Source organism: Streptomyces sp. ASQP_92, from assembly GCF_025399895.1.
Classification (GTDB): domain Bacteria; phylum Actinomycetota; class Actinomycetes; order Streptomycetales; family Streptomycetaceae; genus Streptomyces.
In genome coordinates this window covers 23,287-49,307 of the sequence record NZ_JAODUA010000032.1, presented here as the reverse complement: position 1 = coordinate 49,307, position 26,021 = coordinate 23,287, and the positions used below count along the sequence as shown (strand labels likewise).

The 26,021-nt window shown below is 68.7% G+C and carries 22 protein-coding genes and 1 pseudogene; 14 read left to right on the top strand and 9 right to left on the bottom strand.

Features of this window, described 5'->3' with window-relative positions; genetic code table 11:
* Positions 1–537 (top strand): hypothetical protein (locus tag N4G70_RS35055; protein ID WP_399037944.1); only part of this gene is annotated, 537 nt, incomplete at its 5' end.
* 56 nt (positions 538–593) lie between these two features.
* Here the strand turns inward: N4G70_RS35055 and N4G70_RS35050 are convergent.
* On the bottom strand, positions 594–1,271 hold the full coding sequence (locus tag N4G70_RS35050; RefSeq protein WP_261716832.1) for a hypothetical protein: 678 nt from the start codon (positions 1,269–1,271) through the stop codon (positions 594–596).
* Between the two features lie 243 nt (positions 1,272–1,514).
* Between N4G70_RS35050 and N4G70_RS35045 the strand changes: the two genes are divergently transcribed.
* Together N4G70_RS35045 and N4G70_RS35040 are read left to right on the top strand one after the other, a co-directional pair.
* Positions 1,515–2,045, top strand: coding sequence for a GNAT family N-acetyltransferase (locus N4G70_RS35045; RefSeq protein ID WP_261716831.1), 531 nt, complete (start codon positions 1,515–1,517; stop codon positions 2,043–2,045).
* A gap of 161 nt (positions 2,046–2,206) precedes the next feature.
* A complete protein-coding gene (locus N4G70_RS35040; RefSeq protein ID WP_261716830.1) occupies positions 2,207–3,013 on the top strand; it encodes a transposase in 807 nt (268 codons plus the stop codon).
* A gap of 748 nt (positions 3,014–3,761) precedes the next feature.
* Here the strand turns inward: N4G70_RS35040 and N4G70_RS35035 are convergent.
* Entirely contained in the window at positions 3,762–4,160 is a 399-nt protein-coding gene (locus tag N4G70_RS35035) for a VOC family protein (RefSeq protein WP_261716829.1), read from the bottom strand.
* Between the two features lie 93 nt (positions 4,161–4,253).
* On the opposite strand from N4G70_RS35035, the gene N4G70_RS35030 reads away from it, so the two are divergent.
* Positions 4,254–5,243 (top strand): YafY family protein, encoded by a 990-nt coding sequence (locus tag N4G70_RS35030; RefSeq protein ID WP_261716828.1) that lies wholly within the window; start codon positions 4,254–4,256, stop codon positions 5,241–5,243.
* Positions 5,244–6,094: 851 nt separating this feature from the next.
* Here the strand turns inward: N4G70_RS35030 and N4G70_RS35020 are convergent.
* The gene (locus N4G70_RS35020; protein WP_261716827.1) at positions 6,095–6,358 is read right to left on the bottom strand and encodes a hypothetical protein; all 264 of its coding nucleotides are present in this window, start codon (positions 6,356–6,358) and stop codon (positions 6,095–6,097) included.
* A gap of 277 nt (positions 6,359–6,635) precedes the next feature.
* Entirely contained in the window at positions 6,636–7,196 is a 561-nt protein-coding gene (locus tag N4G70_RS35015; RefSeq protein ID WP_261716826.1) for a phosphatase PAP2 family protein, read from the bottom strand.
* Between the two features lie 265 nt (positions 7,197–7,461).
* On the opposite strand from N4G70_RS35015, the gene N4G70_RS35010 reads away from it, so the two are divergent.
* Both N4G70_RS35010 and N4G70_RS35005 read left to right on the top strand, forming a co-directional pair.
* Positions 7,462–8,910: a hypothetical protein gene (locus N4G70_RS35010; protein ID WP_261716825.1), complete on the top strand. Its 1,449-nt coding sequence runs from the start codon at positions 7,462–7,464 to the stop codon at positions 8,908–8,910.
* 318 nt (positions 8,911–9,228) lie between these two features.
* Entirely contained in the window at positions 9,229–9,564 is a 336-nt protein-coding gene (locus N4G70_RS35005; RefSeq protein WP_261716824.1) for a DUF6234 family protein, read from the top strand.
* Between the two features lie 209 nt (positions 9,565–9,773).
* Here the strand turns inward: N4G70_RS35005 and N4G70_RS35000 are convergent, their stop codons facing one another.
* Entirely contained in the window at positions 9,774–10,712 is a 939-nt protein-coding gene (locus N4G70_RS35000) for an NADP-dependent oxidoreductase (protein ID WP_261716823.1), read from the bottom strand.
* A 408-nt stretch (positions 10,713–11,120) separates the two neighbouring features.
* Here N4G70_RS35000 and N4G70_RS34995 point away from each other — a divergent pair, with 408 nt between their 5' ends.
* The 4 genes from N4G70_RS34995 (at position 11,121) to N4G70_RS34980 (ending at position 13,839) form a co-directional block, all read left to right on the top strand.
* Positions 11,121–11,966 carry a metalloregulator ArsR/SmtB family transcription factor gene (locus N4G70_RS34995; protein WP_261716822.1) on the top strand — a complete coding sequence of 282 codons (846 nt, stop codon included), beginning with the start codon at positions 11,121–11,123 and terminating at the stop codon, positions 11,964–11,966.
* Entirely contained in the window at positions 11,963–12,565 is a 603-nt protein-coding gene (locus N4G70_RS34990) for a dihydrofolate reductase family protein (RefSeq protein WP_261716821.1), read from the top strand. The genes N4G70_RS34995 and N4G70_RS34990 overlap by 4 nt, the downstream gene beginning before the upstream one ends.
* Positions 12,566–12,946: 381 nt before the next feature.
* Positions 12,947–13,591: a LysE family translocator gene (locus N4G70_RS34985; protein WP_261716820.1), complete on the top strand. Its 645-nt coding sequence runs from the start codon at positions 12,947–12,949 to the stop codon at positions 13,589–13,591.
* 125 nt (positions 13,592–13,716) lie between these two features.
* Entirely contained in the window at positions 13,717–13,839 is a 123-nt protein-coding gene (locus N4G70_RS34980) for a hypothetical protein (RefSeq protein WP_261716819.1), read from the top strand.
* A gap of 223 nt (positions 13,840–14,062) precedes the next feature.
* Here N4G70_RS34980 and N4G70_RS34975 read toward each other — a convergent pair whose 3' ends face one another.
* The gene (locus N4G70_RS34975; protein WP_261716818.1) at positions 14,063–14,659 is read right to left on the bottom strand and encodes an NAD(P)H-dependent oxidoreductase; all 597 of its coding nucleotides are present in this window, start codon (positions 14,657–14,659) and stop codon (positions 14,063–14,065) included.
* 1,416 nt (positions 14,660–16,075) lie between these two features.
* The gene (locus N4G70_RS34970; protein WP_399037946.1) at positions 16,076–17,212 is read right to left on the bottom strand and encodes a serine hydrolase domain-containing protein; all 1,137 of its coding nucleotides are present in this window, start codon (positions 17,210–17,212) and stop codon (positions 16,076–16,078) included.
* A 361-nt stretch (positions 17,213–17,573) separates the two neighbouring features.
* Between N4G70_RS34970 and N4G70_RS34965 the strand changes: the two genes are divergently transcribed.
* The 3 genes from N4G70_RS34965 (at position 17,574) to N4G70_RS34955 (ending at position 21,588) form a co-directional block, all read left to right on the top strand.
* Entirely contained in the window at positions 17,574–17,948 is a 375-nt protein-coding gene (locus N4G70_RS34965) for a hypothetical protein (RefSeq protein ID WP_261716816.1), read from the top strand.
* A gap of 664 nt (positions 17,949–18,612) precedes the next feature.
* Positions 18,613–19,599, top strand: coding sequence for an MsnO8 family LLM class oxidoreductase (locus N4G70_RS34960; RefSeq protein ID WP_261716815.1), 987 nt, complete (start codon positions 18,613–18,615; stop codon positions 19,597–19,599).
* Between the two features lie 678 nt (positions 19,600–20,277).
* Entirely contained in the window at positions 20,278–21,588 is a 1,311-nt protein-coding gene (locus N4G70_RS34955; protein ID WP_261716814.1) for an FAD-dependent monooxygenase, read from the top strand.
* 300 nt (positions 21,589–21,888) lie between these two features.
* On the opposite strand, the gene N4G70_RS34950 is transcribed toward N4G70_RS34955, so the two are convergent.
* Positions 21,889–24,687: a protein kinase domain-containing protein gene (locus N4G70_RS34950; protein WP_261716813.1), complete on the bottom strand. Its 2,799-nt coding sequence runs from the start codon at positions 24,685–24,687 to the stop codon at positions 21,889–21,891.
* Positions 24,688–25,043: 356 nt separating this feature from the next.
* On the opposite strand from N4G70_RS34950, the gene N4G70_RS37280 reads away from it, so the two are divergent.
* Complete coding sequence (locus N4G70_RS37280) at positions 25,044–25,367, top strand: hypothetical protein (protein WP_261716812.1); 324 nt, start codon at positions 25,044–25,046, stop codon at positions 25,365–25,367.
* 283 nt (positions 25,368–25,650) lie between these two features.
* On the opposite strand, the pseudogene N4G70_RS34935 reads toward N4G70_RS37280, so the two are convergent.
* A pseudogene (locus tag N4G70_RS34935) lies at positions 25,651–26,016 on the bottom strand (MerR family transcriptional regulator); the annotation flags it as partial.
* Positions 26,017–26,021 lie beyond the last annotated feature (5 nt).

Here is a 26,021-nt window from a genome sequence, read left to right as displayed (position 1 = left end):
GAACGGTCAGGTGTGAACGTCACGCTGGAACGCGCCGAGACGACGAACAGGAGGAGTGTGAAGTACATGGGCGCCGCCTCCAGTAGCGCGGACGCCGTAGACCTCGCGCTGGCCATCGTCCTCAAAGAGGTCGACACCTTGCCCCTCACCTCGATCGGCGCTGCCTCGGCAGCCGTGAACGCCGTCCTCAGCCCGCGCCGCCCCGAGGGGGCGACTACTCCGACTGACCCGTCCCGCAGTCACCCGTGTACTGTCGGTCGATCCGACGCGGCGTCCCCGCAAAAGTGGCCCCGGTGTGACCTGCCATGCCTTCCTACGACAGCTCCCGCGCTCACTTTCGGCCGGCGGGACCGACATATAGCGGTGTTCGCCCATCTCACGGACGTGCAACCGCGGTTTAAGGGTGGCCGACCCGAGGACACGCCCAGGTTGGACGCGAGTGAGGGCTTCCTTCAGTTTGTCGCACACCCCGCTTCTGCCATCGACGAGTGTGCCGGTCTGCTCCAGATCTGCCAGACCGACATTGCCCATGTGTGATCCCCCGACCTCTTCACTCTGTGCTTCGATGACCGCCGCCAGGGGACCCGGTGCCCTCACCTGTCCCCGAGAACGGCGAAGGCGAAGGCCAGACGGCGATCCAGCCAGTCCTTTTTGATCGTGATCAGTTTGATGCTCTCGGACACCATCACCACGTCACCATCGGACACCCACTCCAGGGTTCGGCTCTTCGGGCTCGCTTTGCCGTAGGTCTCATCGACCCCCATCCCGGTCACGGCGTTCAGCACTTCCGGGACGATGTTGCCGGCAGCTCGCTTGGCGAGCCGCTTTACGTGGTGACCGCTCCACTGGTTGCGCCCGGCGATTTCCGGGTGGCCTGGCTGACTGATCCGCCATGTGTGTTTGAAAAGCTTGCCCGACGGCGGGACCCGCCGAATGGTGCCGATGGGCTTTCCCTGCCCGTCGCTCACATGAAACCGACGTTCGCCTTCCTGCCCGTCCTGCCCTTCCTGCCCGTCCTCAGCGACGAGACAACACAGCAGACGCTGGGCGTCCGCGTCCTCGTACAAGCAGAGCACCGTGGCGGACGAGGGCGCTGGCGGCGCGCTCGGAGCAACATAGGCACAGGGGGCGAACACCTGCGAGCGGCCCGCGCCCCGTGGAACACGGATGGCGCGTGGCCCGCGCACGGCGCGCGGACGGTACTTGGTGGCCGGGCGCTCCACGGTGCCGAGGGTGAACTGCCACACCCCAGCCCACTCGACCGTCGGCACCGGAGCTTCCTCCCGCGCACCGCCCCTGCCCAACGCCACGGTGTCCCCCCTTGGCTCGCCCTCACCGATGTGGTTCAACTTACGCCTCGATCCGCGATTGATGGTGGGTGTAGCTCCGTCTCGGGGGGGGCAGCTGATCTCGGGTGCTGCGACGACCGTTGACCGGCCCGGGCTGTGTGATGGGCGGTACTCGGTCGGGATATTCGCTGGTCCCCGCTTGTTGATGGTGGTCATACTGCCGCGATGGATCCAGTGACTCTTGAGACCGACCGTCTGGTGCTGCGGGCCTTCGAACCTGCCGACGTGGATGCGGTGTACGAAGCCTGTCAGGACGAGGACATCCAGTTCTATACCCCGGTGCCGGTGCCTTACCGGCGTGCGGACGCGGAGAAGCTCGTCGGCGAGAAGCTGCCCGTTCAGTGGGCCGAGGACAGGGACTACACCCTCGGCGCGTTCCGCAAGGACACTGGCGCCCTGGTCGGCTCGTACTGCCTGACCCTCATCAGCCGCGGCGTCTGGGAGCTCGGTTTCTGGGCGGTCAAGGAGCAGCGCGGACGCGGGCACTCGGTTGAGGCCGCTCGGGCCCTGTGCGACTGGGGCTGGGCCACGCTCGACGTGCACCGCATCGAGTGGTGGGCCATGGCCGGGAACACCGGCTCGCGTGCCGTCGCCGAGAAACTCGGCTTCACTGTCGAAGGGACACTGCGCAATCGCGGCATCGCCAACGATGGCAAGCCGCACGACTGGTGGGTGGGCGGACTGCTGAGGCCCTGATGCTCGGGCCGGTGCTTCGTTGGCTGCGTTTGCTCTTCTGCAGGAAGTTCCCAGCTCGGACAGTTCCCACAGAAGGGCCACACCCATTGATCATCGGCTGGCAGCCGTGACGTGGCAGTGGCCGCGAGGGTTCTTCGAGTGTAATTAAGAAGTGGGCCCGTGTGGCCTTGACCCATCCTGTCTTCTGCGGCGTCTCGCGTGCACATCTCGGCGATTTCATCGAGGAGTTGGCCGATCTGTGGCTCGCCCGGTGCGAGTCGGAGCTTCGTGAGCGGCGTGGTGCCGAGCGGCAGCGGGAGGCCGGTGCCGGCCCGAAGCACGACCTGGTCTTCACCGACCGCCCGCTCGTCACTTTGGTCCACCTACGCACCGGGCTCCCGCACACCGCGCTCGCCGAGTTGTGCGGCATCGCCCGCTCCACGATCTCCCGTGCCATCGGGGAGATCCGCCCGTTGCTGGCCATGCATGGCTTCGCAGTCCCCGACCACTCCGGCGTGCGACTTCGGACCCTGGCGGACATGTTCGCCTACGCCGAGGCCGCTGGGATCCGGTTGCGGATCGACGGCGCCGAGACCCAGGTTCGCCGCCCGAAGGCAGGCAGGCCTGGACGGCGGGCCTTCGTCTCTGGCAAGAAGAAGCAGAACACCATCAAGACCACCACCATCAGCGACGGCCAGGGCCGTCTGCTGTGGTCGGGTACGGACCGCCCGGGCCGCATGCACGACCAGACCGCGATGCGCACCGAGGGTATCGCCGAGCAGTTCCGGCTCCACCCGAAGATGACGGCCAAGGTCGACGAGGGATACCGGGGGTTGGCCAATGAGTTCCCTGACCAGATCAGCGCCCCTCCGAAGAAGCCGAAGGGCGACGCGCCGCTCGGCGAGCAGTACGCCTGGCGGGAGATGCGCCGACGGCAGTCCTCGGAGCGGATCTGCGTCGAGCACGCCAACGCCGAATTGCGACGCTGATTACCGCCCTGATCATCTGGGACCACTCGCTCCCCGTCCCCACCGCCGTCGCGATATGGGCCGCTCCCCCTCTGGGCGGAGTGATCAGCACCGGGCAGCTTCGAAGACATCTCCGTCAAGTGACGATCAGCCACCGCTTCACGGAAAGTGAGCAAAAACCCGTTCTCGTCAACAAAGCCACCCTGCGGGTATAGAACGCGGTAACCGGGAGTGGCGCAGCGGCTGTTGCAACGGCTTGGACGGCCCGTGCCGCAGTGCTGAGGGCAGCGGAACGAACCACATCACGTGTTGCGGCCCCGCCACTCGTCTCGGGGTTGAGGTGCGGGGCCGCGGTTCGCCATCGGAGCAAGGATCCGACTTCACAGCTTGGATCAAGTGCCCCCTCCAGCACGGAACATGCAGGCTGGCACTCGATCTCTCGTCCACGGCCGAGGCCGTGGCCGTGGCTGGCGGCTGGGCTTCCTCGACGATCAGCTCCGTGTCCCCTCGCTGCACGAGGAGCCGCCGCGGTGTGGGCGGGGCTCCAGAAGAGGCGCAGCGTCGACTCCTCAGAACGGGAGTTCGTGGGCGAGCCGATCAGCGGCTACCGGCAGCCGGCAGTAGCCACTAGCTGTGGTGTCTCGGGACCTTGGTTACACGAAGCCTTCAAAGGTCAGCTGCTGCGGGATGTCCGCGAGTGGTTCGGGCGGCTGTGTTCACCGGGAGCCCTGGGATCTCAGGGCTCCCGTGTGAGCGGCTGTGCGCGGCGTCAGCGTGCGAACTTTTCGATGGCCGCTGGGGTGACGGGGGTGAAGAAGTTGACGAGGTTGCCGTCGGGGTCACGGAACAGGAGCGACCGGTTGCCCCAGGGCATCGTCGTGGGCTCGGTGACGAAGTCGGTGACGAAGCCGGTCAGGTTCTGGTGAACGCGGTCCACGTCGTCAACAAGGAACTCGGTGATCACGCTGTGGTTGTCTGCCGGGCGGGCAGAACCCGGGGCGAACAGCGGGACGGTGCGGGTGCCGGCGATCGCGAGGGTGGCGCCCGCGGTCTTGAGTTCGGCGAAGTCTTCGGTGGCCGACGTCGCCCGCGCCCCTGTGGCTCGCTCATAGAACTCGACGAGGCGTGCTACGTCGCTGGTGATGATGCGGATCGAAACGAACTTCATGGGGATCTCCTTGGCTGTGCCGACGGTGTGCACTGCGCAGGCTAGGAGAAATAGTGGACAGAATCGGTCCTGTATTCGCGTTAGGTTGTGCATATGTCCCGACCCACTGCCCGCGTGCTGACACTCCTGGAGCTGCTGCAGTCGGGTGGCACCCGGACGGTGGCCGAACTAGCCGACCGGCTCGGCGTCGAAGGGCGCACCGTGCGGCGGTATGTGGACCAGCTGATCGAACTGGATGTGCCCGTGGAATCGGTGCGCGGCCGCTACGGCGGGTACCGGCTCGCCCCCGGGTACCGCTTGCCTCCGCTCATGCTCAGCGACGACGAGGCGCTGGCCGTGCTGCTCGGCCTGGTCGCCGGCCGCCGGGCAGGGCTGACGACGACGGAGCGCACGGCAAGCGAGACGGCATCGGCGAAGATCCGGCGGGTGCTGCCCAAGCACATCGCCCGTCGACTTGACACACTTCTGGAGGCTCTCGCCTTCACGGACCAGCCCGGCGAGTTCGACACCCCGGACGCTGGGGTCCTGCTCACCATCGCCGATGCGGTGCGCCACCGCCGACCGGTCTCGATCCGCTACACCGACCGCGACGGACGGCGCAGCGAACGTACGCTGCACGCGTACGGGATCGTCGCCCATTCGGGCCGGTGGTACGTCACGGGCAAGGACGCTCAAATCGGCGAGGACCGAACCTTCCGGCTCGATCGCATCGCAGACGCGCGGACCCTGCCCGGCACATTCGAAGCACTCGTGGGTCCCGGTCCGGCACAGCGCGTGTTGTCAGCGTTCGCCACGGCCGAGTACCAGCATGAGGTGACCTTGCGGATCCACGGGACAGTTGAGCAGATCCGCGCCCACCTACCCGCCAGCGTCGCGAGCCTGGAGGAGCACGAGCCCGCGACAGGCCAGGACCGGGCGACCGAGCGCTGGCTGCGCGTCGAGCTGCGGGCCGAGCGGCTCGACTGGTTACCTCCAGTACTCGCCTCACTCGACCGGCCGTTCGTCATCGAGCGCCCCGATGAACTGCGCGACCTCGTCACCGCGCTCGCCGATCGCCTTGCGTCCTACGCCCGCCAAGCCTGACCGCGAGAACCCATGTCCTGAGAGGGCACAACTAGCGCAGCCATAAGGGAGTGAGGCAGGGCGCAGGCGCCCCGAGAGGACTGGACAACTCTCGCCTGGAGCCTATGACTGGCCGCTGCTTCCTGGACACTCAAAGCCGCAGAAGGACCTCCCTGACACCCCTCCAGCCAAGCGTGCAGCCTCGCTACGCTGGCACGGCCCTGGCGTGGATGGCTGGCAACCCTCCCGGTGACGGAACATCAGCCCCGGGCACCCGGCCCCCGGGAGCCGTGTCGTGGGCGGCGGGACCTCACGAGACCGCCGGAGAGCAGCCATGGCGTCCCCGCCGGGGACCAGGGTTCCGTCCGCGATGAGCATGGTGCCCTTGCGGAACCTTCGGTGAGGCCGGAGCGCGAGGTGGGGCCCGGGGTGGTCGATGATGCAGTCGGTCGCGGACTTCGAGACCCCGAGCGGAGGTATGTGTGTTCATGGTGGCCAGCAGTGCCAGGCCCACGGTGAGGAACACGGTGCCGCGGACGGGGAAGACCTGTACCGGCCGGTCGCCGACATGATCTTGCCTGCGACGGTCGGGACGATCGCGACGGGTACCAGCAGCGGTAGCATCAGCAGACCGGAGGTGGTTGCCGAGGCGCCCTGCACGGTTTGCTGGAACAGCGGCAGGTAGAGGCGGCGCCGAACATCACTACGCCGGCGGCGAGGAGCACCACCATCGCCAGTGGGTAGTTCCGGTGGTTGGTGAACACGCGCAGCGGCTGCAGAGGTTCGCTGACCCGCGTCGCCACCGCGACGAGTGAGACGAGGCCGGACAAGGCCACCAGGTCTAGGCCGATGACCTGCCAGGAGCTCCACGCCTACGTGGTACCGGCCCAGCTGGCGGCCAGCACTATCACGTTGATGGACACGGTCAGCAGGGCGGTGCCGGCCCAGCCGATGCGTGCCGACATGCGCTGGGCGGGCAGGCGCAGCAGCAGTCCCAGCCACACCAGGGCGACAAGGCCGAGCGGCAGGTTGCTGGAGAAAGCCCAGCGCCAGTCGAAGTGACCGGTGACGAAACCGCCGAGCAATGGGCCGCCGATGGTGACCGGTAAGTGCTGCTCGAACTCGTCGACAACCACCGCGGCAGCAAAGGAATCAACCCGCCCCACCGCTGGTGTTGCCGCCCGTCAGCGCGAAGGCGAGCGGTCGGCCCGCGCCGTCGTGGACAGGTGAGGTCTGCTGGTCAGTCCGCATCGCGACGGCCCGAGGGCAGGGTTCGAGGCCCCCTCTATCGGGCTCCGGCGGCGTGCTGGCGGGCGGCACGGACGATGGTGGAATCAACCGACATCTGCCAGTCGGCAGCGGACAGTTCACGGCGACCCGTAACCCGCCGTGATCCACAACTCGAGATCACTTTCACGACAGCCCCTGGCGCCAGTGGCGAAGCAGGAGACCCGGGGCATGGCGGGTCAGCCAGGCGCTGGCCAGGCCGATGGCAGCGCCGACGGCGACGTCGCTGGGGTAGTGGGCGCCGCTTTGCACCCGTTCCAGAGCCACCGTGGCGGTCGGTACCGCGCAGAGTGCGCCGGCAGCTGGCCAGATGGGGGCGACGGCGGCAGTGAAGGCGACTGCGGCCGCCGTGTGTCCTGAAGGGAAGGAGGAAGAGTCGGGGCGATCATCGACTTCGTCGTGTGGGATCCACTCCGCAGGTGGCCTGGGGCGGTCGGCGAGCTGCTTGCACACGCCGTTCGAGATCAGCTGCGCCGCTGCCAGAGCCCCCAACCCCGCTGCCGCCGCCTTGCGCCCCCGCCACCCGCCCCACCCGGCCATCACGACGGCCGCGCCGCCCCACAGTTTGGAGCTCTCCGCGCACTCCTCCACCACCGAGAGCACCTTGCCCACGCGTGGCGGAATACGGGTAGCCGCCCCCTGTGTCAGAACCCGGTCAGCCGTCTGCGTGTCTGTCCACAACTTCATGAACTGCGGATATCCCCGAGCCCCGCTTGGAAAGCAGCGAGACGGTCAGGATCGATGCTCCACCCGGGGGGCGAGGCGCATGATTCATCCGGTCGGCGCCAAGCCTCTCGATCGCAGCGATGCAGAACTGAGCAACCGCCAATGGCCGGACGGGTGGCCGCTGTCCGCGTGTCAGCGCGCGGAGGTTGCCGGTGCAGACGACGCCTTATGCTTCCGAAAGATCATCTGCGCTTGCCATGCGCACTTCAACGAAACCAGCGGGGACATGAAGAAGCACGCACTGATCACCACAAGCCTCGTCCTGGCTCTCGGCCTTGTCACGGGCTGCTCTTCCGAGAGCGACGGCGACAAGGCCAGGCCCGGGAGCGCTGCCCAGGGCGGCGGCAAGGCCGGCACGGAGGCTCCCAAGGGGCCGGTCTACGCCGGCCCCGCGCTGCCCGGCCTCGCCAAGCAGCAGGCGTGGAGCCTGCCGCCGGCCAAGGCCATCGACCTCGGTGACGTCCTGCTCCTCGTGAAAAGCGGTCAGGGTGACTACGCCCGCGGGGGATACGACAACGCCCCCCTGGACGGCACGGTCGGCACGCTCTTCTCCGCTTACTCCTCGGACAAGCCGGAGTCGGTGACCCTGGAGTTCAGGGACGTGCACACCGGAGCCGTTCGCAAGTCCCTCGACGTGGAGGCCGGCACCGTCGCTGCCACGACCTGGCACAACGGCGTTCCGGCGGTGGCGGTCACCACGACCCGCACCCAGGAGTCCGACGGGCTGAGCGCGGGGAAGAGCAGCATCACGGTCACTGTCTACGGAGCCGACGGAGCACGGCTCGGCACGATTGAGCACGCGGGCGACGGCAAGGGCGTCTCGGTCCACGAAGGGCACCTGATCGAGCAGGACGGCGATGCGACCCTGAGGCTCACGCCCATCGATGGCGGCGCGCCCCGCAAGGTCACGTGTACGGGCACGCTCGCGCGTTGCTCCTTCGACCGGCGCAACAACGAGATCGACGGTGCGCAGGCGCACGCCCCACTGATCACCGGGACGTATGCCTTCCACGTGGAGAACGCGTCCACGTACGCGAGCGATCCCGAACAGCTCGTCATGTCTGAACTGGCCACCGGGAAGAAGGTGTGGAGCACGGCGGACGTCGCACCGCCCCAGGGTGTGAAGCTGGACAAGGACCACAAGCGCACCAGTGGAGCCGTCCGCGTCCTCGACGTACGTGACGGGCGGATCCTCACCGCGTGGGGAGCCGGTGCGTTCTCGCCGGACACCTTCGTCACGGCGACGTACGACCTGGCGAGCGGGAAGCAGGTCGGCGGTTCGACCACGTATCGCTACGCCGACTTCCCGGGCGACACGATCAACACGGAGGGCTCTTCGGTCTTTTCTCCCGACCACAAGCTCGCAGCGGCGCACACGAAGGGCGGCACCGCCCTGTGGGACCTCGGGACCGGCAAGGAGCTGTGGAAGCAGGCGGAGGGCGAGACCCTGCTGACCCCTCGCCGCTTCTCCGCGAACGGTGTGCTGTACGGCGACACCGACAAGGCGGGCGGTTCCGGCACGAGCGCGCTCGCGGTGGACGCCCGCACGAAGAAGGTACTGGCCAAGGACCTGCCGAGCGACGGCATCCCGCTGTTCTCCCGGTCCACGGGCTATGGATACCTCACCACGGACGACGGCTTCTTCGTCTTCCCGGCGGAACGCCAGGACGGATGAGGACAACAGGACACCCCCGCAGACGGCGTTTCGGTTGGTGAGTCGGCTGTAGCCGATGAGGGTTCGAGCCCCGCCCGCGCTCTCGGGCACCCGCGGCTTAGTTGTCATGGGCCGCGAAGGTCATGCGAACGCCGGTCGGCAGCCCACTCCCTCCAATCGAGCCAGCCGAGCGTTGACGTTGCCCCTGCGCCCTTCGGCTGAGGCAGCCACCGGCCCCGATCATGGTGGCCACCGCACCGGACTCTGTCTGCTGGGATCGGCCGCCGACCGCGGCGGCCGACCTCCGCCCGTGCCAGCTGCCGCCGCCTCACTCCGCTCATGGCAATTACTTCGGCACGCTGGGCTCGTTGGCGTCCCTGGGCGCACCCTCTTCACTGGGGAGCCGACCTCGGCCTTGCGATCCTGTTGCTTCTGATGGGGACCGCGTGGCTCGTCGTCGATGCCTGGTTCGTGCTCGGCCTGGAGGAATGGGGTGCACAGGGAAGACATGTGGGAATCGTCAAGGCAAGAATCGCGCACACCGATCGGGTGCGCGCGACACTGATCCTTGTGCTCGTGACGGCGGTACTGGCAGGCCTGTTCCGCGCGTACTGGACCGTGCTGTCCCAGGTACTGCTCGCACTACTCGCATGGGAACTGCTGGTCAGCTCGTAGTGCGTGACCGTGGATGTTCCCCCGGGGTAGTGCCTTCGCTCTGCCGCGGCGGATCGTGTGCCGAGCACCGTCAGCCGGTGCGGTTGCGACGAGCGATGCACTCCGAGATGAGAACTGAGTCCAAAAACGACCTCCGCCGAGGTCCCGGAGCCCGCAGCAGTGTCGGCACAAGACCACACCGGCCGCCTCGCCCGCCGAGCGCACAAAGCCTACGGAACCAGCACGATCTTGCCCCGGACGCGCCCGGTCTCGCTGAGCTCGTGTGCCTTCGCCGCCTCGGTGAGTGGGAGGGTCTCGGAGATGGTGGGCCGGATGCCGTGGCCGTCGATCAGCGCGGCGAAGTCCGTCAGTACGTCAGGGGTCGGTTCGAGGAAGAATTCCACGAAGCGCACACCCAGTTCGGCGGCGCGAGCGGTGACCTCGGTGCGGTCGACACCGACCCCGACCACGTCCACCAGGATGCCACCCGGCTTGATCGTGCCGAGGGAGCGCGGCCCATACTCGTGGCTGATGGTGTCCAGTACGGCGTCGATGTCGCGGAGTTCGCCGAAGTCCTCCGCCGTGTAGTCGATCAGCTCATCGGCGCCGAGGTCCCGCAGGTACGCGTGCTTGGCGGCGCTCGCCGTGCCGATGACGTACGCGCCCCGGGCCTTGGCGATCTGGACGGCGAGGTGGCCGACGCCGCCGGCCGCGCCATGGATCAGCACCCGGTGGCCGGGCCCCACGTCCGCGAGGGTGATCAGGGCCTGATAGGCGGTGAAGCCCGAGATGGGCAGGGCCGCGGCTTCGATGTGGTCAAGAGTGCGGGGCTTGGGGGCGATCCGATCCTCGGGCACGACGACGTGGTCGGCGTGGCTGCCGTGCGGCGGCACGGTCCAGCCGTACACCTCCTCGCCCTCCGCGAAGCGGTCCACTCCCTCGCCGAGCCGCTCTACGGTGCCGCTGAACTCGTGGCCAAGGACGTAGGGCGGCGGCCCGAAGAAGTCGACCTTGCCGACCCGAACCTTCCAGTCGGCCGGGTTCATGCCGGTGGCCCTGACCCGGACCAGCACCTCGCCGGTGCCAGGCACAGGGAGGGGTATCTCGGCGAGCTCCAGCACGTCGGAGCCGCCGATGCTCCGCTGGATGATCACACGCGTCGTCGTCATGAAGATCATCTTGCCATCGGGAGTGGTTAGTTGAACAGTGAATTTGGTGACAGGGCGAGGAGGAACGTCCCGCAATGGCGATATCGCGTGGCGCCCGGCGTACCCGACGGACAGCGTGCGGATCGATGAATCATGACGACGCGATGTCCCGCCAGCTGCCCTACGCCTGGAGTCGTCGCGCCCCTCGTACGTCCTCCAACTGCCAGCCCACACCTGATCGAACGAGGCCCGTGGGGGCTACGGCCGTGCCGACCGCGCGGGAGTGGGCGGCGGACGAAAGGGAATGGCTGCCCCGGTCGGCGAGGGACGCCCTGGCCGACCATCGCGGACTCGGGCACGGCAGCACTACGCGGGAATCCCTGGAAGCATTCCTTGACACAAATATTCTTCACGGAGAATACTTGGCGCATGGACGCACTCCTCGCCGCACTGGCGGACCCGGCACGCTGGCGGCTCGTCAACCTTCTGGCCGAGCGACCCCGCCCGGTCGGTGTACTCGCCCAGCTCACCGGGGCGCGTCAGCCGCAGACGACCAAACACCTACAAACCCTGGAACGCGCGGGCGCCGTCACCTCTGAGCGCATGGGTCAGCGCCGCATCTACGCACTGAGGCCCGGCCCCCTGCGGGACCTGGCAGCCGTGCTTGGCTCGATCGCCGATGCGACAGAGCGGCTCGGCGGTCCGAACGCGACGTACGACCACTACAAGCGAGGACTCCACGTGGAGCGGCTCGCCGCGCAAGAACCGGGATGGGCGGATGGCCACGCATTCACCTTCCACCGGTCGCTGGCAGGCTGCCCCGAACTGGTTTGGCGCTATCTGACAGAGTCCGTTCTGCTCACGCACTGGTGGACTCCTGAGGACCTGCGCATCTCCGAGCTTCTCTTCGAGGCGCAGCCCGGCGGGCGCATCGTGCAGGAATACCGCGGCGCCGAAAACGGAGACGTGGTGGTGGGCCGCGCGGAGGGAGTCGTCGACGACGCGACACCGGGTGAGCGCCTCACCTATCGACTCTCCCCGCTGCTTCCTGACGGACGCCTCGCTTTCACCGCTCACATCGACATGCGCCTCGCGCCCACCGGCGCGGGCTCGGACCTCCAGGTCCACTGGCGCATCACGGACAGCACGACCGATTCCGCGGACTTCGTCGCCGGCATCGAGATCGGCTTCGGCCAGAGCCTGGACAAGCTCGCGACGACCCTCGCCTCCCACGCGCACGACATCGGCAGCACCGACACGAGGAGCATGAAGTGACCGAGCAGAGCAACGACCGCAGAGTCGTCACCAACCTGGCCCTCTCCCTCGACGGCCACTATGCCGCGCCGGACAACCCTGTGGACATGAGCTGGGTGATGCCATACGCCGTCTCGGACGTCGCCCGCGATCACCTGACGAGTCTGTGGCAGCCGGCCACCACGGCGCTGCTCGGCCGGGTCAACGCCGAGGGATTCCTCGGTTTCTGGCCCACCGTCATCAAGATGCAGGACGCCGACCCGCGCGACAAGGGCTTCGCGAAGTGGCTCGTCGACACGGACAAGGTTGTCCTGTCCTCAACCCTCGACGAGGCGCCCTGGGAGCGGACAAAGATCGTGAACAAGCCGGCCGCCGACGTGGTCGAGGACCTCAAAACCACCGAAGGCGGCGACATTCTCGTGCTCTCCAGCGCCAGCGTGATCAAGGCGCTGCTGGCGGCCGACAAGGTCAACCGCCTCGCCCTCACGGTCTTCCCTATCTTCCTCGGCGGCGGACCCCGCCTCTTCGACGACGGTCTGCCCACCGGACAGTGGACACTCGTCAGTCAAAGCGCCGGGGAACACGGCACGTTGGCCCTCGTCTACGACCGGACCCGCTGACCCGACCAACCGGCCCAGCCAGTCAAGCTGACCGACCCAGCCAGTCAAGCACCAACTGCCTCGCTCGCAGCAGCCGTTCGGTCGGCGGTGCCGAGGGGCCGACTCCGGCACCTCGGGCACCTCGGGTGCCTCGGGTGCCTCGGGTGCCTCGGGTGCCTCGGGTGTCTCGGGTGCCTCGAATCACCACGCAGTCCTGGACCGCTCTCAGCGGCATTCAGGAACAGGGAAGCCACATGAACAGGGGAGGCGCATAAAGATGCTGATCAGCCGAGTCTTATGCTGATCCAGGCGGGGCGGGGAGCAGCATGAGCGCCACCACCCGTCGCCACCGGGTGGTCCCACTCCACAAGGGGCTCCCGACGAACCATGGGAGGTTGACCGGTGATCGCTCCGACCGCAGTCGCAGGAGTTGCCCTCGTCGAACTGGGCATGGCGTTGACGCCCGGCCCGAACATGATTCACCTGGCTTCCCGGGCGATCACCCAAGGCCGCAGGGCGGGACTGGTGAGCCTCAGCGGGACCGCTCTCGGGTTCGTGTGCTACCTGGTGGCCGCCGCAGCGGGCCTGTCCGCGGTGTTCGCCGCGGTGCCAGTGGCGTTCACGGTGGTCAAACTCGCCGGAGCCGCCTATCTGGCGTACCTCGCCTGGGACATGCTCAGGCCCGGCGGCCGCTCACCCTTCGCTCCCGCCAAGGACCTGCCTCCGGTCTCCGACGCCCGCCTGTTCTCCATGGGCCTGTTGACCAATCTGCTCAACCCCAAGATCGCCCTGATGTACGCCGCGCTGCTGCCCCAGTTTCTGGACCCTCAGGCGGGCGCGGCCTGGGGGCAGTTGCTTCAACTCGGTGCCGTGCAGATCCTCGTGGGGGTCTCGGTGAACGGCCTGATCATGCTGGGTGCAGCACGCTTGTCGAAGTTCCTGGCCACCCGGCCCCGCATTCTGAAGGCCCAACGGTTCACGGCAGGCGGGCTACTCGGCGGCTTCGCCCTGCACACCGCGCTGTCCCGCGACGCCGTCTCCAGCTGAGTCGAAACCCGTGACCGGGCGCACCCAACCGCGACCACAGCGCAGTCCTCACGCCCGGCAAGGCAACCGGCGCCAAGCTCGGGTATTCATGCTCTGACGCGGTCCTGGTCCCGGACCGGGGCCAGGTGAGCGTGGCCCTCGCCAACCAAGAGACCTCCCTGCCCGCGTTGGCGCGACTGCTCAGCGACATGCAACAGCCCCCGACCGGGGCCGACATCGCCCGGGACGTCAACGGCTTCGCCGCCTGAAAACGGGGGAACCTCAGGGGGCGGGAGCCGGGCCTCGCCCTCAGCGGTTGAGCTGCGCCCTCACCTCGCGGTTGTCCGCCCGCACAACTGCGAGGTCACCGTCCCCATCGGACCGCTCCCGCGCAAGCCCACGACCGGCTGCACCAGTCCGCCGACCGCCCACGGCGACCCCGTGGAACTTGTCGGCGCAGTAGTGGCGAACCGGCACGGCGCGCCGTACCTGTCAGGCCAGCAGCGCTGCAGCCTCACCTCGTGCCTGATGCAACCAGGAGGCGCGGGTTTCGTCGGAGGAGTCGGCGAGCGTCCGGAAGACGACCCGGCGAACGTCGGCGATTCCCACGTACGGCAGGACACACGCTGCCCAGATGCTGTGCAACGGGTCCCCGAACTCGGCCTCTTCACGGTCGGCGGGGGTATCGGAAGTGTTCAGGACGAGGGCCCGGCCGGCTCTCAGCAGCCCTTCGGGCTCCCCCTCCGGGGTTCCCAGTTTGTACGCGACACCGGGCGCGAGGACACGCTGCACCCAACCCGTAAGGATGGCGGGCGGCATGCCCCACCAATTCGGGTGCACGAACACCATGGCGTCGAGCGTGGCCACTTCCGCCCGATGGAGCGCCACCTGCGCGTCGTGACTGCCCGTGGCAGACCCGACCGTTCCCGTCTCCTCGGCAGTCAGCCCAGGAGGGAATCGCTCGGCGCAGAGATCATGCGCCAGAACCTCGCATCCGAGATCACGCAGGTGTTGAACCACGGTATGGAACACGGCGTGGTTGAAGCTGCCAGGCCGTGGATGCGCCAAGTAGACCCCAATACGCGACATTCATCCCCCACAGGACATCGGTGTCATCAGCCGAGCAGGACTCGCAGTCGGTCGGCCCCACTCGGCTGATCATCATCGCCGGTCAGGACCGCTCATGGAACCGGTTGACGAGATCCGCGCAAAACCAACCGCCGCCCCGGTCCGCCGACTTACCCCCTGCGACAGATCGTCCGAGCACTTTCGTTCGTACCTGCTGGTGCACAGCCAGGTCGGCGTTTCGATGTCTCCGAGACACCGAGAGCGCCGGCGCTCGTACGGGACGACATCCTGGACCGCCGGCTCGGCGGAGGCCGCCGGCCCCCCGCCGACCGTCGGGATGTCCCAAGCGTTCACGTCCAGGCTCAACTCTCTCTGCACAGGGGGGCGCCAGACGGCGATGAAGGTTCCGCCGGCCGGTCCGACGGAGCCCGATGACCCTGCCTGACATGCGGCAGCTCTGTGTCACCGTCGAGGTCACGGGCCGGGGCGGCAACTGACGGAGTCAGCCGTTGAGCCTGCAGCTCCAAGGCCTGGGCGACCTCACCAACGTCGCTCGGCCCGGCGGGTGTCGGAGCGGCTACGAGTGAGGGCTCACGAGAACGCAGCAGCCAACGGCATGGACCTGACCGTCAGTCACTTCCCGCCGGGCGCCGCCGGTGCGGACAGCCAGTGAGCCGGGCTGACGCGGTGCAGATGGATGAGGACGTCGTGGGTGTCCGCGAGGGCGATCTGCTTGTACGGTCCCGTCGGCCCTAGACGATCTGCGCCCGATCGACGCGATGGTAAACGACGCCACGCCTGCGGACCGTTCCGGGCGCGGTCCGCGCCTGGCTCAACACACCCCGCGCCACCTGGAGCATCGGAGGCGCCTACCCCGGATGGCGGTCCACACGGTGGACCCGGCCAAGCCCAGCAGCAACGAGTACACCCTGGACACTGCCCCAGGGATCGGTGGTCCGTACCGGGTGGGCGGCGCGGTCCAAGGCAGGCACGGGTGACCGGGTGGCCGAGGCACCGGGCGCGGCCGGGGTGACGGGCCCGGAGGACGTGGAGGGCGCGGAAGACGTGGAGGGCGCGGCGGTGGACGGGGATGCGGCGGCTATCAGCGCGCCAAGGGAAAGGACCAGTGCGGCCAGGGCCAGCCTGTGCGGTTTCATGATCCAAGACTCGCCGCCCCCGGGCCCGGGGGCCATGGCACCAACCCCCGTATGCGGGGACGGGGTTACCCCCTCCCCCGCTCGGTGGATGTCCAGAACCGGAGGCCGGCGAGCTTCGATCCACCGGCACAGGCCGTCCGTCGCCACGCGGCATGCCACCGGCGTGACGGACGCGGCCGGGACGACGTCGGCGCCTCCCAACTCGGTTTCGACCACCTCGCCCGCGTCGTCGAACACGCAGCCCGGACGGCCGCACCGCCGGCCTGACGTCGGACTCTGCTCAGGAGCCGCAGAACTCGGCGTCGACGACCCGTTGTTCGTGGACGTTCCAGTCGCCGTTGAAGTTGAGCGACAGCACGTGCCCACCGTCGGCCGTGGCCACGGTCTGCGAAATGGAGCCCTGGATACCGCCGTTGTGCCCCCAGATCTCGGTGCCGCACGACAGCGTCATCTTCATCAGACCCAGGCCGTAGGAGAAGTTCGGCAGGTCCTTGATCGAGACAGTGGTCATCATCTCCTTCAGCTGGGGCGCCTTCAGGAGCCGGCCGGAGAACAGGGCCCGGTAGAACCGGTTGAGGTCGTGACTGTTGGAGATCATCTCTCCGGCGGCGCCCGCGAAGGAGGGGTTGAGTTCGGTCACGTCGTAGGTCACGCTGTTCGGCTCGCCCGGTCCGGCCAGTTCGCCGGTCAGCTTGGAGTAGGCGCGCCCGCTGGGTCCGGCGATGCGGGCGCGGGTGCCCGGCAGCGTGGTGGAGTCCAGGTGGAGGGGCCGCAGGATCCGCTGCTCGATCTCATGGGCGTAGGAGTGCCCGGTGGCCTTCTGGATCACCATGGAGGCGATGACGTAATTGGTGTCGCTGTAACTCCACTTGTCGCCGTCGTCGGTGGGCGCGAAGACGGGCTCGTGCTTCATCGCCAGTTGGACGATCTGGCGGGGCGTCCAGGTGTCGTAGCGGTGCCTGAGGAAGTCGGTGCCGAACTCCTTGCGCTTGAAGTCCCCGTCGTCGGTGTAGCTGTAGATCCCGCTGGTGTGATTGAGGAGCTGCCGTATCTTGATCTTGCTGCCGTCGTGTCCGTTGCCCTGCACCAGGCCCGGTAGCCAATGGTCCACCGTGTCGTCCAGGCTCAGCTTCCCCTCCTCCTCCAGCTGGAGCGTCACCGTCGCCACGAACGTCTTGGTGATCGATCCGATCCGGAAGCGGTCGTCGGTGCGCGGCTTGCGGCCGGTCGTCAGATCCGCGGTCCCCGCACGTCCCGCCCAGGTGTCGTTTCCCAGCTCGGCGAGCACGATCCCCCCGGGCGCCCCGTCCTGGACCACCGACTCCAGGGCGGCCCGGGTGGCCGCGTGCCCGTCCCGCGCCGTCGAGGTACTCGCGGTACCTGCAGCCGAGGCCGGCAGGGCGAGACCGGCGCTCATCACGACCGTGGCGACCACCCCGACGGCAGCGGCCCGCAGTCTGCGCTCCCCTCGCGGAGGGCCGCTCTCCCCGGACGTATGTGAACCGTTGGCAGCATGCGAGCGCTCGTACACGAAAGACTCCAGTCTCTGGCAGGTGACGACCTGAGGTGAGCCCAGTATTTTCGATCAAGGTCTGGCCCGGGATCCCGCCAACCACCCACTTGGAGGTGGGGTTACCCCCCGCCGGCCCGCCTGTCGGCGTGGGAGCCCGTATCGCGGATTGCCAGGGCACACGGAGATCCAGCTCGGCCTCAGTGGAGGCGACGGCACCGAACCGGCTCGCGTCCTGGTCGACGCTGCGACGACCGGATGCCCGTCCGTGACTCGAACTTCATCGAAGGCCCAGTTGCCTCTCCCCGAGCGCCTGAGCGCCCTCGTCGCCGGCCCGGAGGCCGCCGAGAAGCGCAGGGCCCAGCAGCACCAGCCAGGGCGGTCCTCTGCAACCACGATGAGGACGACCGCCCTTACGGCAACTCTCCACCCTGCTGGAACGGATACGGCCACCAGCAAGCTTCGCTGTACGCGGCTACGCCCCTTCGACCGTCGGCCGGCCGAGGTCAGTGAACGGCCGCTCGGCGCGCTGTCCGCGCATCTCTATGAAGGCGACGCCGGTGACGAGACGACCTATGCCCCCACCCTGCCCGTCGGCGACGAGGGTGTGCACGCGTACGGACTGCCTGGCGGCCAGGCATAGGTTCCGGAACGCGCTGGGCACCTGGGCTCGCCACACCGGGCTCGGTGTGCTGGAGTCGTGAGCACAACGCACCCTGGACGCATGACCGGACACCGTGTGGTCGTCCTCTACCCACCCGACGAGCAAGGTCCAGGCGCGTGCGTATCGACGGACGTAGAAGATCCCCTCCACGATCCGCCGATGAGGACGCTTCTCGTACCACCCGTCCTTCGACTTCACCAGCTGGTCACGCAACCACCGGTTCCTTAAGGCAAACTGATGCGCCGTCAGGTTCAGTGGGTGCCCGGGCCCGGGTGACGTATACGGACACCCGTGGAGGTCTCTTCGCCGGGCGGGTGGCGTGTGGTCTGTAGCCGTCAATGAGGCAGGGGTAGGTGTCGGGAAGCCATCCGTTCAAGAAGGCCGCACGGCGACGTACGCGATCTGGGTCAGACCGTCTGCTCACGAGGGCCGGGACGGAGCGGCATGATCGTGGGCCCATCAGAGCACCGCACTCCCGGGGCCCCCGAGCGGGCACATCTGCGGGACGGCCCAGGCCCGGCAGGCGAGCGGTATGCCGTGGCTCCGTGCCCGGTCAACACACGTTCTGACGCGCGGAGTTCACGCCTCGCTCTCGGCCTCCAGTGCCGGGGCGCTCCGCCGGCCCCTTCCCTATGCTGGCGGCATGATCAATGTGCCGATATCAGCGCTGGAAGTCGCGGTGGTCGAGTCAGGGACCCGCGGCGTGGAGACCCTGCGGGACACCGCCGTCTTCGCTCGTAAGCTCGAACTCCTGGGATACCAGAGGATCTGGTACGCCGAGCACCACCATTCGCCCGCGATCGGTGCGTTTCCGCCCGTGGTCCTGATCGCCCACGCGGCGGCCTCAACTTCATCGATCAGACTCGGGTCGGGCGGAGTGCTGGCGCCCAACCATGCGCCCATCACACTCGCGGAGCAGTTCGGAACACTGGCCGCCTTGCACAAGGACCGCATCGACCTGGGTATCGGCCGCGGCCCCGGCACTTTCGACGATGCCACCGCGCGCGCACTGCGCCGCGGAGCCGGGCCGGCGACTGACGAGCAGTACCACGACGACGTCGCCGCGATTCTGTCCTTCCTGGTCGACGAAGTGGCGCTCGGTCTCCTGCCGGAGCCTTGGCTGCTGTGCTCCAGTACCGCGGGTGCCGCGCTGGCCGCGCGACTCGGCCTGCCGATCGCCGTCGCCCACCACATCCGGGCCGACACCACCTTCGCCGTGCTGGAGCGTTACCGGGCCGAGTTCGTGCCGTCCCGCTGGTGCGAGCAGCCCCGGGTCCTGGCGTGTGTGGAGGTCATATGCGCTGAGACGGAGCAGGAAGCGGCATGGCGAGCCGGACCCATGGACGTTGTGAAGGCCGGGCTGCTCAAGGGGCTGAGCGACATTCCCTTCCCCACCCCTGCGGACGCCGCGGCCCATCCCTTCACGCCGGAGGAACGGCAGGCGCTGGCCGGATTCCGTGCACAGCAGGCGTGCGGGACACCCGAGGCCGTCGTGCGCCGGCTCGCGCAACTGGTTGCCGAGACCGGAGCGGACGAACTCATGCTGACCACGCCTGTTTACGCTCTCGACGCCCGCGTCCGCTCCTACGAACTCGTCAAGAAGCACTGTGAGGCCACGACAGCACCGTGAGAGGGCGCGCCCTCGGCTTCTCGTCACGCCTGTGTCGCTGTGAGTAGACCCGACAGAGGCTCTCCCCCACAACACGCAGGCCCCAGGCGCGAGTCCGTGTCCTGGGGCCCTGGCGCCGTGTCCAAGTAACGTGGCGCGGGGGCGACCCAGTGCACCGGGCGTGGTGGGACTGGGCAGGAGGAGTCAGAGGCGGGTGCGGGGCGGGTGCGGGCGCGCCTTCGTGGGCTGGGGGTGGTTTGTTCACTGCTCGCCGCTGGGGCGGGTGCCACATCGGCGGCGCGCGTGGGTCTCTGTCGGCTCGTGCGGTTCAGCGCGACCGCGACATGGGGCAGGAGAGGGCCGAACTCCTCGGCCTCCTCCGCGTGCGGCTCGGTGAGGAGCAGCTGGGCATAGTCCGTATCGCCGCGGTTGGCTACGGGGCCACCTGGTGGGCCGCGGGAAGTCAGGGTTAGGGACGAGCTGCCCGACGGCGGTGCGGTCGCAGGCCGACAGCCGGCAATCATCACCATGCCCGTCGCCCGCACCTGCGGAGTTCCCAGTGATCGCGGGAGCGCGGACGCGATTTCCGTCGTGCCGATGAGTTGTGTGCGGATCCGCAGTCGACACGGCTGGACACACCCACAGCCGTGGGCCTGTGCTGGGGCCGTTCCAGCGCGGGAGAAGCGCATGGAGGCAGTGATGAGCGTCGACCACTCCGAGCAGGAGCGCACCATCCGGGCCGGCGAACACGGGACGCGGGTGAGCGGCCCCAAAGTGTTGGTGGCGGGGGCCAGCATCGCGGGACCCGCGCTGGCCCACTGGCTGCGCCGGCGAGGGGCCGAGGTGACTGTGGTGGAGCGGGCTCCTGAGCTGCGTCCCGGCGGGCAGGCGGTGGACGCGCGCGGGGTCGCCAGGGAGGTCATCCGGCGCATGGGGCTCGACGCGGCGGTGCGCGCGGCGTGCACCGACACCGCCGGAGCGCACACCGTGGACGCGGACGGAAAGGTGTTGGAGACCTTCCGCGCGGACGACGACGGTGGTGACGGGTTCATCGCGGACATCGAGATCCTGCGCGGGGATCTGTCCCAGGTGCTGTACGACGACACCCGCGACGGCGTCGAGTACATCTTCGGCGACCGGATCGCCGGGCTGGCCCAGGATGCGGACGGGGTCGACGTGGTCTTCGCGGGCGGCGATCGGCGGCGTTTCGACCTGGTGATCGGGGCCGACGGGCTCCACTCCGAGCTGCGGGCGATGGTCTTCGGGCCGCATGAGCGGTTCCTGCACCACCTCGGCCACGTGCTGGCCTTCTACAGTGTGCCCAACGAGTTCGGACTGGACCGCTGGCTGCTTGAGTACCAGGACCACGAGTCCGGGCGTTCGGCCCTCCTGCGGCCGATCCAGGACGCCGCCCGGGCGATGGCCATGTTCTACCTCCCCTCGGCCGACTTCGACGTCGACCACCGTGACCTCGCGGCCCAGAAGCGCCTGCTGCGCGAGCGGATGACGGGTCTGGGCTGGCTGGTCCCGGACATCCTCGCGCACCTGAACGACACCCCGGACTTCTACCTCGACCAGGTCGCCCAGGTGGTGATGGACCGCTGGTCGAGCGGACGGGTGGCGCTGCTCGGGGACGCGGCATTCAGCTCGTCACCCATGTCCGGGCAGGGCACCGGGCTGGCACTGGTCGGCGCCTACCTCCTGGCCGGAGAGCTGGCCGCCGCCGGATGGGACCCCGACGCGGGGTTCACCCGCTACGAGGCGCGGATGCGCTCATTCGTCGAGGCCAACCAGGAGATCGGCCGATTGAACGCCCGCAGCCGCGACATCCCCGGGCCGGACACCGACCCGCAGCCCGATTTCACCAGCGCATGGTTCACCGAGCTGGTCGGGCGTGCGATCAACGGCGTCGAGCTGCCGGATTACGCGGGCGTGCCGGACTCCGTTACCTCTGCCGGATCGCCGGTTGCCTCCTCGGCCAAGCCTAGGGAGGTGGATTCCGGCGCTTGAGGGAGTTCAGGTGGGCGAAGTCTGACGGAACGGATCTTCACTCACCGTGCGGGATGGGGGGCAGACGGTGGATCTGGCGTACAAGGCGTACTGCCATACGGACCCGCTTTTCTACGACGCATCGGTTCCCGGGAAGCAATTCGTCTGTGCCATGGGGCGCGGATCGACTCGGCCCCGCGATCTGCTCCGCCCCGACGCAACTGACCGCAGCGCAGAACGCCATCGCCACAGACTGCCGGCACCGCATCGAGGGCACGTCAAAGCCGCCGTGGCCGTGCGCGGAGAGTGTGACGCAGCTCTTCAGCCCGCCCGGGCGGACCGCAGCGCGGCCAGCAGCGTACGGGCGTCCCGGATCGTGGGATGGCCGTCACCCAGACGTACGGCAGCCTCGTCCACTACGCGTTCGGCGTACGTCGCTCCATGCGCCCCGTCGTAACCGAGCATGGCGTGGGAGACCTTGAGACGCAGGGCCAGAGGGTGCTCCTCGCCCAGCCGGGAGCGTGCCTCCGCGGCGAAGGCGCCGCATTCGCGGCGCACCTGCTCGGCCGGTTTCGAGCCGCCTTCGCGTTCCCAGGCCAGGACTTGGGATTCGAGGTCCCGGTGGACAGAGGCGGGGGTGCGGTCCTCGGGCGATGGATTACTGGCTTCGCCGCTTGTCGCCGCCCGTACGACGACCGTTGTGTCGGTCGGCACCTCGACCTGCGGGTGGACGAGTTTCTCGAAGCTGCGGGTGGCAGGGAGGGTGGCGTGCTCGCGGATGAGCGCCGTCGCCCCGGCGGGCAGGGTCGGCGGGGCGAACCGTTCCGACTTCGGGTCGACGGGTGCCCCCGCCGGGTCGGCCGCGAGGACCGCTGCGACCTCGGCGGGGGTCGGCCGCCGGGCCGGATCTGCCTGGAGGCACGACAGCACCACGTCCTCCAACTCGGTCGGGAGACCCGCCAGGTCGGGCGTGCCGTCGCAGATGTTGCTCATCACGGCGAGGACCTTCCTCCCCCAGGGAAGGCGCCCCAGAGCGAGGCGGGCGAGAAGCGTGCCGAGGGAGAACACGTCGCTGGCCGGGGTGAACTGCTCCTGCTCCAGGATCTGTTCCGGCGAGGAGTAGGCGTACGTACCGGCGAACCCGGTCCGGGGTCCGGTCAGTCGCTCGATCTGCGCGATGCCGAAGTCGATGACGCGAGGGCCGTCCTCGGTCAGCAGTACGTTCGCCGGCTTGAGGTCGAGGTGCACGATGCCCGCGGCGTGGATGGCGCCGAGCGCGGAGGCGATGCCCGCACCGATCACGCGGACGGTGGCGGCGTCCAGGGCGCCGCACCGCTGGGCCACCTCCTCCAACGAGGGTGCGGCCACGAACGGCACAGCCATCCAAGGGATTTCGCCGCTCGTGTCGGCGGCGATCACGGGCACGGTGAACCGGCCGCTGACCCGCCGGGCTGCCTGCACCTCGTGTGCGAACCCCTCCCGGATCGAGGAGTCGGCCGCGTACTCCGCGTGCAGAGTCTTCACCGCCACCATGACGCCATCCGGATCCTGGCAGAGGTAGACCCGGCCGAAACCGCCCACCCCGACACGCTCCAGGACCTCGTAGGAACCGAAGGCCGCCGGATCCTCCGCCGTCCGCGCGGACGCGGCCCGCCCCACCTGCCGCCACTCCCCCAGGGCCTCGGCCCCGGAATGGACGGCGGTGGCGCCACCCGGGCCACGCGCCGACGCGGGTTCCGGCGCCGCCTGCTCGTCGTTCACCACGACGATCGACACCCCATGGGGCGTGCCCTCCCGAAAGGAGTACGCCTCCACCTGGACATTGCCCGCACCTTCGTTGGAGACGTAGACGCCGAGCAGCCCCAGCCGCTCGCACAGGGCGATCTCCCCGGGTGTCGGTCGACGGTCGGCGCGGGCGAAGTAGAAGGCGCGGGCCTCGCACCCCTGGTCGGCCACGCGCTGGATCACACCGAGCCACTGTTCGATGCTCACCTCGTGCGGTCGCGGGTGACCGGTGCCGTCGCTGACCGGGAAGACCCGGTTGACGTGACGGGCGCGGGCTTCACGGGCCAGCAGCCCAAAGGCCGTGGCGGGGGCCGCTTCCACCTGCCTGGCCAGCAGGGTTCCCGTCCCGACACCGATGTGGAGTGTCGTGTTCAGGGCGGACCGGGCAAGCCCGTCCCGTTGCTCGGACAGCGTGTCGTACTCGGACGAGCCCGGGCCCTCTCCCCGTAACTCCATACACGCGAGCACTTTCCCGAAACAGGCGACGGCCTCGTCCAGGTCCTCCGCCCGCACGGCCGCCTTCGCCTGCGAGACCAGCGCGCCGAGCGTCCGGTCGCTGCCCGCACCATACAACTGCTCGCATTTCTCGGCGATTTGGCCGTACATACGGCTCGCCCGGGAGAGATCGCCGCTGCGCTCGATCTCCGCGGCCGCCGCGACCAGGCCCTCCAGGCTGTCGTGCCCCCGGTCTTGGCCGAACGGCAGCCCGCCGGCGAGCTCCGCATAGCGCCGGCGGGCGATGCCGGTGAGTTCGTGCCGCCCCCCGAACTCGCTCTCGGCGGTCTTCAGCATCCTGCTGTAGGTGCGCAGCGCGGCGGCGTTGTCGCCTGCCTGCTGCTGCCAATGGCCCATGTCGCAGAGCAGGTTGAGCGCGACCTCGGTTCGGCCGTCCAGCTCGGCCGAGCAGTGCATCTGCTCGTAACGGCGTACGGCTTCCTCGGGCCGCCCTGCCCGGCCGTGCCAGTGGGCAAGCTGGTGGCGGGCCAGTCCGGTGTCCTGATGCCGAGGTCCCTGGAGCCGCTCGCGGTCGGAGAGGAGCTGTGCGAACAGCGACACCGCGCCTTCCGGGTCACCCGACTCCCCTACCCAATGGGCGAGTTGGTGTCGCAGCGCCAGGGTGGTGGGGTCATCGGGGCCGGGTGCCTTCGTCGCCCGGACGACCAGTTCGCGATAGCGCTCCGCCGCCTTGCCGGGGCTGCCCTGCCGGCCGTCCCGCTCCGCCGAGGCACTGTCCTGCCGCAGCCTCGCGAGCACCTCGGATGCCGGATCACCGGATGCCGACGCGCCGTTCCACCGCTTGCCGATCCAGCGCATGCAGACCCCCGGAGCTGTCATTCGGCCGACATCCCGCCCTGCCCGCGGCCGAATGAGGGGCCCCGTACACGACAAAATACCGTCTCCTCCAGGACGAGCGGGAGGGTTGGCGGATCCCCTCCTGTCCACTACGCGTGCCCCCAACGGTGTTGGGGGTCGAGTGCTGGATGGCGCCCAGCTCGATCGGGAGAATCCGGCGGTGGTTCGGCCGGACACCCACACACCGTGACTCCGCACCACCCCCCCACCCGTACGGCGGGGCGACCGCGGAGTCCGTGGTTACGGGACCTGGCGTGAACGATGTCAGCGCTCCCCTCCGACCAGCACGTACGCGTTTCACCTGGTAGGACCCGGGTCGGCCCGGCAGAATCGGCCGCATGTCAGCGAACCGGCGCCTCGAGCACACCCCTGACGGGCACTTCGTCGTCATCGACGGACGCAGGTGGCGGGCGACCGACCCGATACTTCCCGAGAGCGTCGCGTCCCGGCTTCGCAAGCACCTCATGGCGGCCCGGCGTTCAGTGCGCTCGGCACTCTCGAGCGGCGACGAAGCGGCCGTGCGGAAAGCCCGAGAGCGGGTGCAGCGTGCGAAAGTCGCACTCGGAGAGCGCGGTACCCCTTGGTGGGAGCAGAGCGCCGAGGAGCGGCGTCGTCGCTGGGAGGATGGCCTGTCCGCGCTCGACGAGTCCGACCCTGCTTGAGAACTCGATGGCCAGCCTGCACGGCCAGGACACCCGTGCGTTCACCGGGCTCGACCCATCGACGCGCCCGAATTCCGGTACGTGAAAGGATCCACCCGTCGTCCGTGTCCAGCAGCGAGAGCGGCGCCTCTGTCCGCGGTGATGCCAGGGGGAAGTCCGATGGGTTCCGCGAACCGCAACTCGTACAGCTCTGCCGGCTCCAGGCGCCACAGCCGCGGGTGAACATTCACCGAGACGGCGCACGGCGGGCGGGGAACCCACGGGGGTGCCATGACACTGCGATTCACACTACGAGGAGGCGGAGGCCGAGATCGGCTGCGTTGAGATCGGCGAGGGCGCGGTTGCGCTCCGCCCACCGACCGGAGTCGAGGTCATCGCTGAGGTTTCGCACCGCCCGCTGCTCGGCATCCGGCCCGACCCTCGTCCACACCGACATCGCGCGGCGTACGTGATCCTCCAGACACGCCCGCGGCCGACGCCAGTACGCCTCGAACAGGCCGTCAGCGCAGTCCCACGGGACGGGAACCGGCTCAGCGCGTGAGCCGATGGCGTCGGCCATCCCGGCAAGCGAGGGAAACTCAGCGAGGACGCCGACGAACTCGGGCAGGTAGTCCCAGGTGAACCAGAACCGGTCCTGCCATCCGGGCTCGTACG

Coding starts and splice junctions, on each gene's coding strand:
- N4G70_RS35005 (WP_261716824.1), top strand. CDS start 9,229: ATGGCAATTACTTCGGCACGCTGGGCTCGTTGGCGTCCCTGGGCGCAC.
- N4G70_RS35045 (WP_261716831.1), top strand. CDS start 1,515: ATGGATCCAGTGACTCTTGAGACCGACCGTCTGGTGCTGCGGGCCTTC.
- N4G70_RS34975 (WP_261716818.1), bottom strand. CDS start 14,659: ATGTCGCGTATTGGGGTCTACTTGGCGCATCCACGGCCTGGCAGCTTC.
- N4G70_RS34995 (WP_261716822.1), top strand. CDS start 11,121: ATGGACGCACTCCTCGCCGCACTGGCGGACCCGGCACGCTGGCGGCTC.
- N4G70_RS35000 (WP_261716823.1), bottom strand. CDS start 10,712: ATGACGACGACGCGTGTGATCATCCAGCGGAGCATCGGCGGCTCCGAC.
- N4G70_RS35015 (WP_261716826.1), bottom strand. CDS start 7,196: ATGAAGTTGTGGACAGACACGCAGACGGCTGACCGGGTTCTGACACAG.
- N4G70_RS35035 (WP_261716829.1), bottom strand. CDS start 4,160: ATGAAGTTCGTTTCGATCCGCATCATCACCAGCGACGTAGCACGCCTC.
- N4G70_RS35010 (WP_261716825.1), top strand. CDS start 7,462: ATGAAGAAGCACGCACTGATCACCACAAGCCTCGTCCTGGCTCTCGGC.
- N4G70_RS34960 (WP_261716815.1), top strand. CDS start 18,613: ATGATCAATGTGCCGATATCAGCGCTGGAAGTCGCGGTGGTCGAGTCA.
- N4G70_RS34970 (WP_399037946.1), bottom strand. CDS start 17,212: ATGAGCGCCGGTCTCGCCCTGCCGGCCTCGGCTGCAGGTACCGCGAGT.
- N4G70_RS35030 (WP_261716828.1), top strand. CDS start 4,254: ATGTCCCGACCCACTGCCCGCGTGCTGACACTCCTGGAGCTGCTGCAG.
- N4G70_RS34950 (WP_261716813.1), bottom strand. CDS start 24,687: ATGACAGCTCCGGGGGTCTGCATGCGCTGGATCGGCAAGCGGTGGAAC.
- N4G70_RS34955 (WP_261716814.1), top strand. CDS start 20,278: ATGAGCGTCGACCACTCCGAGCAGGAGCGCACCATCCGGGCCGGCGAA.
- N4G70_RS37280 (WP_261716812.1), top strand. CDS start 25,044: ATGTCAGCGAACCGGCGCCTCGAGCACACCCCTGACGGGCACTTCGTC.